This is a genomic window from Mediterraneibacter gnavus ATCC 29149, from assembly GCF_008121495.1.
GTDB lineage: Bacteria > Bacillota > Clostridia > Lachnospirales > Lachnospiraceae > Mediterraneibacter > Mediterraneibacter gnavus.
On record NZ_CP043051.1, the window covers coordinates 2,487,265 to 2,501,739 of the forward strand.

Annotated in this window: 15 protein-coding genes; 9 read left to right on the forward strand and 6 right to left on the reverse strand. The window is 38.5% G+C overall.

The genetic code is table 11. The features are described from left to right. The first annotated feature begins 49 nt into the window (after nucleotides 1-49). From FXV78_RS12255 to FXV78_RS12265, 4 genes are all read left to right on the forward strand, one after another. Entirely contained in the window at nucleotides 50-1,609 is a 1,560-nt protein-coding gene (locus FXV78_RS12255) for an LCP family protein (RefSeq protein ID WP_009243944.1), read from the forward strand. 60 nt (nucleotides 1,610-1,669) lie between these two features. Beyond that, on the forward strand, nucleotides 1,670-3,214 hold the full coding sequence (locus FXV78_RS17950) for a cohesin domain-containing protein (RefSeq protein ID WP_009243943.1): 1,545 nt from the start codon (nucleotides 1,670-1,672) through the stop codon (nucleotides 3,212-3,214). 92 nt (nucleotides 3,215-3,306) lie between these two features. Beyond that, nucleotides 3,307-5,133, forward strand: a complete 1,827-nt coding sequence (gene glmS / locus FXV78_RS12260) for a glutamine--fructose-6-phosphate transaminase (isomerizing) (RefSeq protein WP_004844483.1) — start codon at nucleotides 3,307-3,309, stop codon at nucleotides 5,131-5,133. A gap of 100 nt (nucleotides 5,134-5,233) precedes the next feature. Then, nucleotides 5,234-6,535: a S1C family serine protease gene (locus FXV78_RS12265; protein WP_004844482.1), complete on the forward strand. Its 1,302-nt coding sequence runs from the start codon at nucleotides 5,234-5,236 to the stop codon at nucleotides 6,533-6,535. Between the two features lie 473 nt (nucleotides 6,536-7,008). Here FXV78_RS12265 and FXV78_RS12270 read toward each other — a convergent pair whose 3' ends face one another. The 4 genes from FXV78_RS12270 to FXV78_RS19055 form a co-directional block, all read right to left on the reverse strand. Continuing rightward, entirely contained in the window at nucleotides 7,009-8,199 is a 1,191-nt protein-coding gene (locus tag FXV78_RS12270) for a site-specific integrase (RefSeq protein ID WP_004843378.1), read from the reverse strand. 78 nt (nucleotides 8,200-8,277) lie between these two features. After that, entirely contained in the window at nucleotides 8,278-8,481 is a 204-nt protein-coding gene (locus FXV78_RS12275) for an excisionase (protein WP_004613735.1), read from the reverse strand. A gap of 371 nt (nucleotides 8,482-8,852) precedes the next feature. Continuing rightward, nucleotides 8,853-9,107: a helix-turn-helix domain-containing protein gene (locus FXV78_RS12290; protein WP_002322727.1), complete on the reverse strand. Its 255-nt coding sequence runs from the start codon at nucleotides 9,105-9,107 to the stop codon at nucleotides 8,853-8,855. A gap of 3 nt (nucleotides 9,108-9,110) precedes the next feature. Then, complete coding sequence (locus tag FXV78_RS19055; protein ID WP_004843375.1) at nucleotides 9,111-9,818, reverse strand: RNA polymerase sigma factor; 708 nt, start codon at nucleotides 9,816-9,818, stop codon at nucleotides 9,111-9,113. 107 nt (nucleotides 9,819-9,925) lie between these two features. Here FXV78_RS19055 and FXV78_RS12300 point away from each other — a divergent pair, with 107 nt between their 5' ends. From FXV78_RS12300 to FXV78_RS12315, 4 genes are read left to right on the forward strand one after another with little or no spacing between them, the layout of a single operon-like run. Further along, complete coding sequence (locus tag FXV78_RS12300; RefSeq protein WP_004843374.1) at nucleotides 9,926-10,591, forward strand: response regulator transcription factor; 666 nt, start codon at nucleotides 9,926-9,928, stop codon at nucleotides 10,589-10,591. A 55-nt stretch (nucleotides 10,592-10,646) separates the two neighbouring features. Next, nucleotides 10,647-11,564 (forward strand): ABC transporter ATP-binding protein, encoded by a 918-nt coding sequence (locus FXV78_RS12305; protein WP_004843373.1) that lies wholly within the window; start codon nucleotides 10,647-10,649, stop codon nucleotides 11,562-11,564. Further along, nucleotides 11,557-12,378: an ABC transporter permease gene (locus FXV78_RS12310; RefSeq protein ID WP_004843372.1), complete on the forward strand. Its 822-nt coding sequence runs from the start codon at nucleotides 11,557-11,559 to the stop codon at nucleotides 12,376-12,378. Before FXV78_RS12305 ends, FXV78_RS12310 begins: the two co-directional genes overlap by 8 nt. Nucleotides 12,379-12,404: 26 nt before the next feature. After that, nucleotides 12,405-13,283 carry a sensor histidine kinase gene (locus tag FXV78_RS12315; protein ID WP_004843371.1) on the forward strand — a complete coding sequence of 293 codons (879 nt, stop codon included), beginning with the start codon at nucleotides 12,405-12,407 and terminating at the stop codon, nucleotides 13,281-13,283. A 34-nt stretch (nucleotides 13,284-13,317) separates the two neighbouring features. Here FXV78_RS12315 and FXV78_RS12320 read toward each other — a convergent pair whose 3' ends face one another. After that, a complete protein-coding gene (locus tag FXV78_RS12320; protein ID WP_015530300.1) occupies nucleotides 13,318-13,680 on the reverse strand; it encodes a hypothetical protein in 363 nt (120 codons plus the stop codon). A 19-nt stretch (nucleotides 13,681-13,699) separates the two neighbouring features. Next, nucleotides 13,700-13,924: a sporulation initiation factor Spo0A C-terminal domain-containing protein gene (locus FXV78_RS12325; protein WP_004843369.1), complete on the reverse strand. Its 225-nt coding sequence runs from the start codon at nucleotides 13,922-13,924 to the stop codon at nucleotides 13,700-13,702. A gap of 148 nt (nucleotides 13,925-14,072) precedes the next feature. Here FXV78_RS12325 and FXV78_RS12330 point away from each other — a divergent pair, with 148 nt between their 5' ends. Then, entirely contained in the window at nucleotides 14,073-14,435 is a 363-nt protein-coding gene (locus FXV78_RS12330; RefSeq protein WP_004843367.1) for a helix-turn-helix domain-containing protein, read from the forward strand. The last annotated feature ends 40 nt before the right edge of the window (nucleotides 14,436-14,475 follow it).

The following is a 14,475-nucleotide window of genomic DNA, read 5'->3' on the forward strand; positions in this document are numbered from 1 at the left end:
TGCATATTTTAGGCAATCTATGATGTATGCCATGAGAAAGGATAGAATTATGGGAGATACAAGAAGGCGTTCGAGAGCAGTAATGTCCGGAGCGGACAGAAGAAGTTCTCAGAGGTCGGGGCAGCCGCGCCGCCGTCCGGAGCAAAGAAATCAGATGGGAGACGACAGGGACAAAACGCAGAGACAGCGGTCCGCCCAGAGAAAACGACCGTCCGGCAGCACTTCTGCCAATGGAAGGCGGTCTGCGAACGGAAGACCTTCACAGAAGGGGCGTTCGAGAAAGCGGGCAAAGAGAGGATTTGCATCCTGGTCTACAGGGAAAAAAGCAGTGGCGATTCTGATGGGGGTTCTGATCCTGCTGATTACAGCAACCGTTGCAGTGGTTGCGGCAAAATGGGGAAAAATTGGCGGTGTTGCATTAAATCCGGATAAGCTTGCGATTTCGGAGGAAGCAGAGATCAGCGGTACCGGTTACCTGACTGTTGCACTGTTTGGTCTGGATACGCGTGAGACAGATGAGGAGATGGGATCCCGAAGTGATACGATTATGGTGGCGTCTCTGAACCGTGAGACAAAGGAAATCAAGCTGGTTTCTGTGTACAGAGATACGCTTCTGCAGCTTTCAGATGGAACTTACAATAAAGCGAATGCAGCATATGCTTACGGCGGTGAAGAAGAAGCGGTTGCTATGCTCAATAAGAATCTGGATCTGAATATTGAGCACTATGTGTCAGTGGATTTTTCCGTTTTAGTTCATGTGATAGATGCCCTTGGCGGAATTGATATTAATGTAGAAGAAGCGGAAAATGGCATGGACATCATTCCGTATCTGAACAACTATGTTGTAGAAGTGATTAAAAATACAGGAGTGGATTCAGCTCCGTTTACGCAGTTAGGACAGCAGCATTTGAATGGAGTACAGGCAACGGCTTATGCCCGTCTCAGATACGGCGGCGGTGACGATTATAAGCGAACAGAGAGACAGCGGCAAGTACTGGAGCAGATTGCGATAAAAGCGCAGAAAGCAAAACTTTCCACGATCAACAAGATCATTGATAAAGTGTTTGACAACGTGAAGACGAATTTTACACTGACGGAGACGATTGCTTATGCAAAAGACGTGAAGTCTTATATATTTGGAGAGACGCAGGGATTTCCGTATGAAAGTACAACGGCTGATCTTGATGTTGGAAATTCTGTTGTAGCGACAGATCTGGCATCCGATGTGACGAAGCTGCACCAGTTCTTATTTGGAGAGAACGATTATACACCGTCTTCTACGGTACAAAGTATCAGTGAGGATATTTCCAACTCCACGTATGATACGGGAGAATCTTACGATACAGAATATGATGAGTATGGATATTCTCAGGATTATTCCGGATATGACAGCGGCTACACAGATAACAGTTATGGAACTGGCGGATATCAGGACAGTGGCTATGGAGATGGCAGCTCTGGTAATGGGTATACAGAAGATACCGGCGGTGATTATGTACCTCCGTCAGATGGCGGCGGTACAGACAGTGGAAGCAGCGACAGTAATTCCCAGATACCGGATACCGGAACCGGCGACAGTGGTGATACCGGTGGAGAGAGCTTAGAATAAGGGAAAAACAGTTTTTATTTATACGAAGAAAAGTCGAGAGACAGGAAAGAGGAGATGTACATGAAGTCGTTGAAAAAGATAGGGATTCTTTTGTTTGCAGTGTGCTTTCTGATGCTGTATCCTTCAGTGTCTGTACATGCGGCAGAAGGAACGTTTCAGTTTTCGGATCCTACAGCAAAAGTAGGAGAGGATGTTACAGTCAAAGCTAAGATCAGTACTGGTGGAGAAGCAATCGGGGATGGTTTTGTCACAGTAACATATGACAAAGCAGCACTGGAGTTTGTCAGCGGAACCAATGCAACCGGTGGGGACGGAACGGTGAAGCTGGAGGCTACCGGGGATGGAACTGTTTCAGAGCTGGAGTATACCATGGTCTTTAAAGCGCTGAAAGAAGGAGCAACAAAGCTGGAGGTGTCAGATTATACCTCTTATCTGTATTCTGATGAAACTTTAAATCTGACAACAGGTGATTCCACAGTTACCGTGGAGGCAGGGGACGGAACATCGTCAGAGAGCTCAGCAGGGACCACTGCGGTGGCCACAGGAACGGGAAGTGTAGAGATCGACGGAGTCACATACACAATTTACAATGATTTTTCCGACGCGCTTGTTCCGGACGGATGCAGCAGAACTACGATGGAGTATAACGGAGAAACTGTAAACGCGATTTTGCAGGAAACTTCCGGAAAGTATTTTGTGTATCTGGTTGAGGGAGACAAAGACCCAGTGATGGCACTTTACAATGAAAAAGATAACTCATTTGCGATTACAGAGATGGTGTCGATTACAGATTCCAGTTATATCTTTTTGTTGGGAACAAATGATGGAAAAGGACTGCCGTCTCAGTTTAAGAAAACAAAACTGACAGTCGGCACACTGACTTTCCCGGTATGGCAGAATTCAGAGAGTGAGGACTTTTATCTGATGTATGCGATGAACGAATCAGGAGAGGAATCGTTCTACCAGTATGATACAAAGGATGAAACGTACCAGAGATATCCAGTCACAGATGTAAAAGAAAAGAGTACAAGTTCTTCGACAACACTGATAGATAAAGTAAAAAACTTTCTTCAGGATCAGGTGCTGATTGTTGTAGCAGCAGCCTGGGCGGTTATTTTAATTTTGATCATCATTATTATTGTAGTCGGCGTGAAATTACGCAGAAGAAATGAAGAACTTGATGAATTCTACGATGAGCATGAATCCATCGGGAATTCAAAAGGAAGTCGTGCAGTTGTTGAGAAAAAATCTCGTAAACAGTTCAAAGGATATCAGGACGAAGAGGATGATTTTGTAGATGACTTCGAAGACGAAGAGGAAACAGATGACGAAGATCCTGATGAATACGAAGAGTACGAAGATGATGACGAATATGGGGAAGATGATTACGACACATACGAGGACGATTCGGATGAATATGAGGATGATTTTGAAGAGTACGACGATGACGAGTATGAAGATGATGATTATGACGACGAATACGATGAGTATGAGGACTATGATGATGACGAAGAAGAGGATGATGTTCCGGAGTATCAGCCAAAACGAAGATCGTCTGCTCGTGAAGAAAAAGACAGTTATGATGTAGATTTTATAGATTTATAAGAAATTGGGGCAAACAACAGAGAAAGTCTGTGGTATGCCCCAATTTTATTTATAAATAGTCACTTTAAGGAGAGTATAAGGAGGAGAAAGATATGTGTGGAATTGTAGGATATGTAGGAGAAAAGCAGGCAGCGCCGATTTTGCTGGATGGATTATCAAAGCTGGAATACAGAGGATATGACTCAGCCGGAATTGCAGTCTATGACGGAGCAGAGATTCAGACAGAAAAATCAAAAGGTCGTTTAAAGGTGCTCAGTGAACTGACACATGACGGACAGACAATGCCGGGAACAATCGGGATCGGTCATACCAGATGGGCAACACATGGTGAACCGTCAGATGTAAATGCACATCCACATTATAACAAAAATAAAAATATTGTTGTTGTGCACAATGGAATTATTGAAAACTATTTGAAACTCAAACAGAAGCTGGAGAAAAAAGGGTATGAGTTTGTGTCGGAGACAGATACCGAAGTACTGGCACATCTTCTGGATTACTATTATCAGGGAAACCCTCTGCAGGCGATTACAAAGGTAATGCATCGAGTAGAAGGGTCTTACGCACTTGGGATCATGTTCCAGGATCATCCGGATGAACTTTATGCAGTGCGAAAAGACAGTCCGTTGATCGTGGGAGAGACAGAAAACGGATGTGTGATCGCATCCGATGTTCCGGCAGTGCTGAAATATACAAGAGATGTATATTTTATTGAAAATGAAGAGATTGTACGTATGGAAAAAGATTCGATGCAGTTTTTCAATGTAGATGAAGAAGAAATCGAGAAAACTCCTGAGCATATTGAGTGGGATGCCAATGCAGCAGAAAAAGGCGGATATGAGCATTTTATGCTGAAAGAGATGTATGAGCAGCCAAAAGCAATCCTGGATACGTTTTCACCGCGCATCAAAGGAAATGATATCGTGATCGAAGAGCTTGGGATGTCTGATGAGGAAATCAAGGCAATCCGCAAAATCATGATCGTGGCCTGTGGATCTGCATATCATGCGGGAGTTACTGCAAAATATGTGATGGAAGGAATGGCTCGGATTCCGGTGGAAACAGATCTGGCTTCTGAGTTCAGATACCGTGATCCGATCATGGAGGACGGAACATTGGTTGTGATCATCAGCCAGTCAGGAGAGACTGCAGATTCTCTGGCGGCACTGCGTGAAGCAAAGCAGAGAGGGGCAAAGGTACTTGGAATTGTCAATGTTGTCGGAAGTTCTATCGCAAGAGAGGCAGATAATGTCATGTATACATGGGCGGGACCGGAGATTGCGGTTGCGACAACAAAAGCATACTCCAGTCAGTTGATCGCATTGTATCTGCTGGCCATGAAATTTGCATTTGTGAGAGGGGAAATCACAGATTCGGAAATGCGGGGATATATTGAAGATCTTCAGAAACTTCCGGAGCAGGTGGAGCTGTTATTAAATAACAAGAATCGCATCCAGAAGTTTGCCAACCGTTATCTGGCAGCGAGAGAAGTATTCTTTATCGGAAGAGGAATCGATTATGCGATTTCCATGGAAGGATCTCTGAAATTAAAAGAGATTTCTTATATCCATTCAGAGGCATATGCTGCGGGAGAATTGAAACACGGAACCATTTCTCTGATCGAAGAGGGAACACTGGTAACAGCGATTCTTACACAGAAAGAGCTGTACAAAAAGAGCATCAGCAATATCGTGGAAGTAAGGACCAGAGGAGCATTTGTTCTTGCCATTACAAATGAAGGAAATCATGAGATTGAAAAAGCGGCAGATTACGTTGTATACATTCCGCAGACCAATCGATATTTTGCAAATTCTCTGGCGATCATTCCGCTTCAGCTGTTCGGATATTACATTTCCGTCGGAAGAGGATGCGATGTGGATAAACCGAGAAACCTGGCAAAATCTGTAACAGTAGAATAAATAAAGCTGGTTTCAAGAATTGTTAAAGGATTGAACACAGTTTCATCACAAAAGGACGGTATGATAGCAGTATAAAATACAAGAGAAAGAAGGAATTGATATGGAGAATCAATACAATTATTACCATTCTGAGGAACCGCAGAATGATTCATCTTATAGCAGTCAGCCGAACCCGGAGCATCATGAAAAACCAAAAAAGAAGATGCCAAAGGCCGTTGTGGTGACAGGATGCGCGTTGCTGTTCGGAGTGGTTTCAAGTGCCACATTTTTAACAACAAATGTAGTCGGAAACAAAGTGCTGGGACTGGATCAGAAGGCTGCAAAAGAAGTATCTAATACAACACAGAATAAAGCGACACTGACGAAGACGTCCAGTGTAGTTACATCGGATGTTTCCAGTGTTGTGGAATCTGTGATGCCATCAATTGTATCCATCACAAATATGAGTGTTCAGCAGGTGCAGAGCTTCTTTGGAGGAACCTCCCAGCAGGAAGTGACCAGTGCAGGAACAGGAATTATCATTGAAAAGACAGATTCAGAGCTTTTGATCGTTACAAATAATCATGTCGTTGCAGACAGCAATCAGCTGACAGTGACATTTGACGATCAGAGCAGTGTGGAAGCAGATATCAAAGGAACAGATTCCGCACATGATCTGGCTGTGATCGCAGTTCAGCTGGATAAGATTTCGGATGATACACTGGACAAAATTTCAGTAGCGACACTTGGAGATTCTACAAAATTGAAAGTAGGAGAACCTGCCATTGCAATCGGAAACGCACTGGGATACGGACAGTCCGTGACAACAGGAGTGATCAGTGCAACAGACAGAGAGAGCCAGACAACAGACAGTGCAACAGGAGAGACAACAGGATCTTCTGATGTAAAACTGATTCAGACAGATGCAGCGATCAATCCCGGAAACAGTGGAGGAGCTCTTGTGAATGCAAATGGAGAAGTCATTGGAATCAACTCTGCAAAACTGATCGGAGAGAATGTAGAAGGAATCGGCTATGCAATTCCAATCTCAGATGTCACAGACATTATTACAAACCTGATGAATCAGGAGACAAAGACAAAAGTATCTGAGGCAGAGAGAGGATATCTCGGAATTACAGGACTGGATGTAGAAGATTCTGATTCTCAGCGTTATGGAATGCCGACAGGTGTTTATATTTCCGAAGTATCACGCGGAGGCGGAGCAGCTGATGCAGGAATTACAAAAGGAAGTATCATTGTAGGATTCAACGGAATCACAATTGACAGTATGGAGTCATTGCAGGAGCAGCTCCAGTACTATAAGAAAGGCGAAAAGGTAACACTGACGCTTCAGGTTCCCGGAGATGGTGGAGAATATCAGGAACAGACAGTTGATGTGACATTGGGAAGCAAAGCTCAGTAAAAAATAGTGATGAAGCAAAGCGTGCAGAATATCTGTGCGCTTTGTTTGCGTTAGTTGAGAAGTGAAAATGGAAAAACCAAAAGAAATGTTGAAAAATGTTAAGAAATGTATTATAGTTATAAAAGGTTAAAATAAAGGGATATAGTATAAAATACAGAAATATAGTCTGAATAGAAGTAAAAAAGAGAAAATTTTAGGGGGGGGGAATGGAATATGATGGAACAGAAAGAACATAAGATACAGATTGTAGTGTTATCGCTTTTGGATATTGCAGGAATTATGATCAGCTTTTTAATACAAAAACTTACTAAATTTCTGATTATCTTTTCATAAGTTGGTAAATGCCGATATATCCCTTATTTTAGGGCTTTATCGGTATTTTCTTTTTGGAAGATACCTTGCATAAGCTGGCATTTACCAGCATGAAAATGCAACCAAAAGTAGTAAATGAGTAGTAAATATAGGCTCCGATATTAACAAGCCAGTCTTTCCAGCTCCGCTTTTGCAGATTGAAATGTACCGTGTGCATAATAGCCAAGTGTCATGGTTATGTTAGCGTGTCCCATGAGATATTGTAGGGTATTAGGGTTCATTCCTCTGTTTGCCATATTCGTACAATAAGTATGTCGGAATGAATGTGGTGTGATGTTCGGTAACTTGTCCTTGTGGTACTTGTTATACTTCTTAATCAGTCCTCGCACCATGCCCTCATAGTTTCCTGCAACTTTAGGCAAGCCCTCACGGTTCAAGAATAAGAAATTGCTGTAACCACCTACAATCAGCGGTTGTGCCTTTCCTCTGTTCTTTAGTATTCTTTGGATTGCTTGATAAGCCCGTTCTGTTAATGGAAGTTCCCGTTTTCCGTTTTTAGTCTTTGGCGTTTCAATATAGTAGCCGATTTCGCTATCTTTCAATAACTGGTGGTCTATATTGAGTATTCTATTCTGCATATCAATATGCGTCGTCAGTCCGCAAAATTCAGAAATACGAAGTCCCGTTTCCAGCAGAAGCACAACCTCATCATAATACTTGCTGTAAATCTTGTCCTTTTCCATAAAGGCAAGCAGGCGTTCTTCCTGCTCTGGTGTAAGGATAACTTTCTGTTCCGTATCATCTTCCAGAACATCACTTAGCTTAAATTCAAACGGGTTCTTTCTGATACAGTCGTCTTGTATTGCCATATAAAATGACGCTTTCAAGGAACGCTTGTAGTTATCAATCGTTTTATAGGCATATCCTTTTTCGCTCATTCTGATAGCCCATTCTTTAGCGTCCGACTGTTTAACAGTATCAATCGCCCTCATACCCAATGGGTCATTTTTCAGAGCGTTCATAAGATACTGTCGTCCCTTTTCAGTAGCCCTCTTGATGTTCTTTCTTTGGCTGTTTTTCTTCTCATAAAGCTGGCAGACTGTCATTTTACCGCCTGCCGTGTCGATACCGTCATTGAGGTCTTTTTTTATCTGTGCTTCTTTTTCCCTCAACGATATATCATCACGCTTTCCAGCAGGTGTCTTGTCTGTCGGTACAAGTTTCCAAGAATAGATAAATTGTGGCTTTCCGTATATATCGGTATATTTATAAACGTATCTTCCGTCTTTTCGCTGGCTCTCTCCATTACGCAAATTGCGATTTTTACTGTCTTTTCGTTTCACATTAGACATAGTGTAAAGCTCCTTTCCGTCATGGAATGAGCCGTGATACGCTATACCTTATTATACCATATCTACGGCTCAATGACATTAGATTTCGTCCAATGTATCTATGATTTTTTCAAATTGTTTTCGCTTAATCTGAATACGATTACCGTTCACGATAACCCAGCCAGCGTCAATGTTTTCTTCGGCTAATTTACGCAATTTCTTTTCGCCAATGCGGAAGTATTTGGACGCTTCTTCAATCGTCAGCGTATATTTTTCCCAGATAGGCACATCAGTATTGTTCATAATCTATGCACCCCCTTTACTGTGTGTCATTTTTTACAAGCAGGCAGACGGCTTTGGAAAGCTCCGTTAGTATCTCAACTATTCCCATTCTTGTGGGCAGAACCACACCATGCGGACGTATCATTATTCTGTGAGGATAGGTCGTGGCAAAACGACTTTTCCAACAGTCGCTCTCGGATCACTGCGTGGGTCGCTCGCTTTCTTTTGGAAAGGTCGTGGCGTACAGTTCCCGTGGCTCGCTATCTCACAAACGTATCTGTCTGCTTTATTCAGTTGTCAAAGAGCTGTGGCGAAAGCGTGTTGCTTTCATGTAAAAGCAGGTGCAGAGCAGGAAAGAGGGGGACATTAAATCATGCTCCGCTAAAAACTGCTTATTCTTCTGGTTCTAAGTCCATATCTTCAATATCAAAACCTAAAATCATTTTGATAAGTGCTTCTCTGATACGTCCTTTTAGTTCCATATCTACAACGATATAAACATTGCCGTATTCATCATAAAGTGAACGTAAACAGCACTTTGATATGTAAGGGTCATAAAATGCCAGCAATTTCTCAATCGCTTTTTCGTTTCCGTCCATAGCTGATGAAATCAAGTAATAGGACGGCTTTTTAAATAACTGTTTCATTTTCTAATGTTCCTCCTTGAGTATTTTTTTCATAGTTTCCAAAGCGTGATGTCGGTTTCTAAATACACCGCTTTGCGTGATTTTCTGCAAGTTGGCAATTTCACTTTCTGTCATTTCCAAGAAGTAATACATCAACAGAGTATTGCGTTTTCTTTCTGGAAGCTTCTTCAAGGCTTCTGCCAATTCATCATCAAGGACACGAATATCAATGCCACATACTGAAAAGATTGTATAATCTGTTTCGTAGTCGTCCCAAACAGCCATTTTATCAACAAGGACATCTGGCAATTCGCTGAAAGATATTTCTTTATTCTTACGACGGTTTAATTCCTTGTAATAATCTTTCACGACACTACGGACAACTTTCTTTAAACAACTTTCAAAACGACATTGAACTGTTTTCTGGAAGTCAGACGGTTTCATCAATCTCACCCCCTTTCCTTTATGATTTGAAAAGTGTTTATCCCTCTTTCCGCACCATATAAGGACAGCTAGGTGTGATTTAATGACCTCTTTTGAAAAATTTTTGAATTTTTTTCGGGTATGAAAAAAGCCCGCACAAAACAGAATGTTTGCACGAGCGAATGAATTTATATATCTAATTAACGATTTGATTGATTGTTTTTTCCATTTATAGCCGATAGATTTCTTTAAAACATTCCATGAAACATACTTCTTAATTTGCATATCAAAATTATTTTCCAAAATCATAAAGTATATTTCTAAATAATTTCTAAATCTGTCGCATACTACTTTGTTTTATGTAGATAGTAAAAAATCCTTATGATACAATATCTGATTAGAGGAGATGAAACCGCATGAATAAAATTGCTATTATCGAAGATGATATAGACATTTGCAATATGATTGCAAAATTCTTAGAAAATAATAAATATATCGTTCATTATGCATTGAATGGTGCAGAGGGAATAGAATTGTGTAAATCGCTTGTTCCAGATTTAATAATACTTGATATTATGTTACCGAGGTTAAACGGAAATGATGTATTACAGAGATTGCGTAAATTTACAAACGCTCCAGTTATTGTTGTTTCTGCAAAAACAATGGTACAGACAAAAATAGACTTATTAAAATTAGGTGCTGATGATTATATGACTAAGCCGTTTGACTTGCATGAGCTTCTTGCTCGTATTGAAGCAAATTTGAAACGGACTTCAAATACTTCCTGTCAAAATGATACTTTGACATATAGAGATATTGAAATCAACAACTCTCTAGTTTATATAAAAGAAGTATTAGTACCTTTTACATCAACCGAGTTAAAGATTTTAAGACTATTATTACAATATCCGCAAAAAATTTTTTCAAAGCAAAATTTATATGAATCCATTTGGAATGAAACGTATGCTTATGATGATGATACGATAAATACCCATATCAGTCATATTCGTAAAAAAATTAAGGCGATTACAAATGAAGATTATATACAAACCATTTGGGGAATCGGTTATAAAATTAAATAACTTTAGATTTTCTTTAGACTTATCGGATATAGTGGCATAGAAAGGAGTGTTTAGAATGAAAAAATTTATATGCGAAACAAAAAATCTAAGCAAAAAATATAAAGATTTCTATGCCTTAAAGAATGTGAACTTAACTATTCCAAAAGGAGAAATCTACGGTCTTGTAGGCGAAAATGGGGCAGGAAAAACAACTTTAATCCGATTATTAACGGGACTTAATTTTAAGAGCGAGGGAGAAATAATCCTGTTTGGACATACGGATAATCTACAATATGAAAGGGCAAAAATCGGTTGCACGATTGAAATGCCAGCATTATACAAGGATATGACGGCTTCACAAAATTTGGAAGTACAAAGGATACAGCGTGGGATTCCAAACAAAAAGTGTATTGCCGATACTTTAGAGTTGATAGGTTTATCCAATGCTGGCAAAAAAAGAGTGGCAAACTTTTCTTTAGGAATGAAACAAAGGCTTGCTTTAGGTGTTGCATTATTAGGTGAGCCAGAATTTTTAATTTTGGACGAACCCGTCAACGGACTTGACCCAACAGGAATTATTGAATTAAGAGAACTTCTTAAAAAACTAGTAAAAGAACGAGAGGTAACGATTTTAATATCCAGCCATATATTAAGTGAATTACATCAGCTTGCTGACTGTTATGGATTTCTTCATGAAGGAGAACTTTTGAAACAAATTTCTGCTGAAAAATTAAACGAAGAATGTAAACGCCATATTTGTTTAAGGACAGATAATATCCAAAAAACCACTCTTTTATTAGAGCAAAAGGGAAAAATTAACAATTACTCCGTTTACCCTGATAATTCTATTCGTATATACGAGTGCTTAGAGAATGTAAGAATGATTTCTAAATTGCTATCCAGTAATGGAGTTATTATTGATGAAATTTCTGTGCAAGGAGAAAATTTGGAAACATATTTTGAAAATCTAATAGGGGGACGAAAAAATGTTTAATCAAATAAGAGCAGAATTTTATAAATTATTTCATACAAAGGCATTATACTTAACCTTTGCTTTGATTTTAGCGGTCTTTGGAATTTTCTCCATAGGCGGTCAGCAACAATTTGTGGTATCAAGTTCAAGTTTAGACGGAACATGGAAAATAGGAGAAACGGTTGGATTTCTTGCACGTGCTTATAGCGATACAGCACACCCAATGATTGAAGAAATAATAAGGACAGCCACATCTTATACGGTATTTTTCTGGCTGATTGTTCTTATATTTTCTGTCATTTTCTTTTCAAGAGAATATACGGATTCAACAATTAAAATTGCGATTGCAAGCGGACAAAGCCGAATTAAGTTTTTTGTTGCGAAATATATTGTGATTACGATTACCAGTATATTTCTATACTTTTCATTTATTATGATTGCATTTATAATAGAATGTGCGAAATTTAATGTTCCAATACAACTGTTTCCAATGCTGAAAATTGCAGGACTAAATTGTATGGTTATGGGAGCATTTATCGGAATCACACTTATGTTATGTGTAATATTCAAACATACGGCAATCGTTGTAGGTGCTATGTCATTGTTTACATTTAGTGGACCGCTTATCTATATGATGACATGGGATAATATGTCGGTTCAGTCATGGAGAGTTCTAACCTACTTAAAAATAAATCCTATGTACTACTGGATGAATACTTGTTCTTACAATATGATAAATCATTTAGAAATCAATATTCTGACTTATTTTGTAGGAACTGTAATTATTACATTTCTTGTTTCAGCATTGATATTAAGAAAGCAAGAAATACGCTAATCATAACAGAAAGGGGAAATGCGAATATGTTATATTTTTTATTGATTTGTCTTATTTTCATATTAGTATTTTCCCTATTCTCTATTATCAGAACCATTCATAATATAAATAAGCAAATAAAGGAACAGCGGAAAATACGGGTGTCCTTATCAAATAAGTATATTGAAGAATTAGCTTATGCAATCAATCAAAAAGATACTCTACATAAAAAAATGCAGGTTCAAATTAAGCAGGAGGAAGAACAGTTAAAACAATCTATATCTAATATAAGCCATGATTTAAGAACACCTTTGACATCTATACAAGGCTATTTAACACTTTTGCAGGAATGTGAAAATAAACAGGAGCAAGAACAATATCTGAAAATCATTAAAGCAAAAACTGACTATCTCACAGAGTTAGTGCAATACTTTTATGATTTGTCTGTGTTAGAAAATGAGCAATCGGATGTTGAATGTGAGCGTATTGATATAAATAGAATTGTTACAGATTGTTTAATTGAAAAGTATTATGAATTTGGAGAAATCCAGCCAATCATTCAAACAGAAAATTCTCCTGTATGGATATACGGAAATAATCTTATCTGTAAACGAATTATTGAAAATTTAATTGTAAATGCACTTCGTTATTCAGATAACTACATTGAAGTTTCTATCAATCAAAAAGGAGTGTTCACGATTAAAAATTCAACAAAATCTCTTGATAATATTGATGTAAACTTATTATTTAACAAGTTTTATACCCCTGATAAGTCACGCAACAAAGGAAGTTCTGGTTTAGGCTTGTATATTGTAAAAGAATTGCTAAAAAAAATTGACGGTAAAATTGAAAATGTAAGTTACGAAGGAAATATTTTGTCTATCAGCATTTGTTTTCCCTTGTATAATGATAAAAAGTTACTGTGATCAGAACATCTGAATACAGTAACTTTTTATTTTTCTAGTAGCTTTGACTTTCTTTTATAAGTCTTTCAAAATATTCTCTTTTATTCTCTGGAAGTTGATTTAAAAATTCTTCCAGCCATTTTTCTTCCTCTTCCAAAATTCCCTCGTCCTCATAATACTCTGGGTATTCCAAATATATTTCATGTTCTCTTTCTTCTTGTTCTTCGTCAGCCTGTGCTAAGTCCATATATTTTCCAATAAGGAATTGAAGATATTGACTATATCCTAGAGAACCAACTAAATAAGTAATTCGTTGATAGTCTTTTAATGTCATTTCTATTTTGTTAGTTAATAAGTCATAGTCATAAGAAGAACAAATCTCTAAAAATTCCTGTTCCTGCATTTCTGCTTTTTTCATCATATACGCTCCACATCTGCTAAAATTTTAAATTCTTGCCAACTACACAAATAAATTCTTCTGGACTAGGTATCTTATTTCCAAATAAGCGTTGAAATTCCGCTTGCTTGTCTGGGTCATCACTATTTCTAGCTTCATCAATAGCATACTGCATTTCTCTGCGAATTTCAGATACCGAACAGCCATTTGTTTTAGCCATTCTTTTTATAAGCTCTTTACTATCCTTTTTACGAAATCTTAACATATAGACATACCCCTTTGCATTTATATTCTTCCATATTTTAAACTTTTTAGCCTGAATATATACTGAAAGAATTGTTCATTTATACAGAGTATTATATTACACTCTGCGAATGGTTACAATATAAAAAAGCAGGAAAGGAGAGGAAACTGTGGAAGTTGATTACAAAGCAATCGGACAGCGTATTAAAATTGCAAGAATTAAAAAGGGCGTAACACAAGAAACCGTTGCCGACCTTATAGACATTACGCCAGCACACATGAGCAATGTAGAAACAGGAAAAACAAAAGTCAGTTTACCAACCTTGATTGCGATTGCCAATGCACTTTCTGTATCAGTCGATACTCTTTTATGCGATAATGTGATTACTTCTAAAATCGTTTTTGAAAAAGAAGCAAAAGATATTTTGTCAGACTGTGATGAATACGAAGTACGTTTCTTAGTAGATTTAATGAAGTCTGCTAAAATAGCGTTTCGTAAAGACAAGGATATACGCAATCAATTTCAAAAATAACCGTAGCTGTAAGGCACATAAATGTGTATTACAGGCTACG

Excerpts from the sequence above, each read along its gene's own strand:
- FXV78_RS17950 (WP_009243943.1), top strand. The coding sequence starts at position 1,670 with ATGAAGTCGTTGAAAAAGATAGGGATTCTTTTGTTTGCAGTGTGCTTT.
- FXV78_RS12305 (WP_004843373.1), top strand. The coding sequence starts at position 10,647 with ATGAAAAAATTTATATGCGAAACAAAAAATCTAAGCAAAAAATATAAA.
- glmS (WP_004844483.1), top strand. The coding sequence starts at position 3,307 with ATGTGTGGAATTGTAGGATATGTAGGAGAAAAGCAGGCAGCGCCGATT.
- FXV78_RS12320 (WP_015530300.1), bottom strand. The coding sequence starts at position 13,680 with ATGAAAAAAGCAGAAATGCAGGAACAGGAATTTTTAGAGATTTGTTCT.
- FXV78_RS12315 (WP_004843371.1), top strand. The coding sequence starts at position 12,405 with ATGTTATATTTTTTATTGATTTGTCTTATTTTCATATTAGTATTTTCC.
- FXV78_RS12325 (WP_004843369.1), bottom strand. The coding sequence starts at position 13,924 with ATGTTAAGATTTCGTAAAAAGGATAGTAAAGAGCTTATAAAAAGAATG.
- FXV78_RS12270 (WP_004843378.1), bottom strand. The coding sequence starts at position 8,199 with ATGTCTAATGTGAAACGAAAAGACAGTAAAAATCGCAATTTGCGTAAT.
- FXV78_RS12275 (WP_004613735.1), bottom strand. The coding sequence starts at position 8,481 with ATGAACAATACTGATGTGCCTATCTGGGAAAAATATACGCTGACGATT.
- FXV78_RS12300 (WP_004843374.1), top strand. The coding sequence starts at position 9,926 with ATGAATAAAATTGCTATTATCGAAGATGATATAGACATTTGCAATATG.
- FXV78_RS19055 (WP_004843375.1), bottom strand. The coding sequence starts at position 9,818 with ATGATTTTGGAAAATAATTTTGATATGCAAATTAAGAAGTATGTTTCA.
- FXV78_RS12310 (WP_004843372.1), top strand. The coding sequence starts at position 11,557 with ATGTTTAATCAAATAAGAGCAGAATTTTATAAATTATTTCATACAAAG.
- FXV78_RS12290 (WP_002322727.1), bottom strand. The coding sequence starts at position 9,107 with ATGAAACAGTTATTTAAAAAGCCGTCCTATTACTTGATTTCATCAGCT.
- FXV78_RS12255 (WP_009243944.1), top strand. The coding sequence starts at position 50 with ATGGGAGATACAAGAAGGCGTTCGAGAGCAGTAATGTCCGGAGCGGAC.
- FXV78_RS12265 (WP_004844482.1), top strand. The coding sequence starts at position 5,234 with ATGGAGAATCAATACAATTATTACCATTCTGAGGAACCGCAGAATGAT.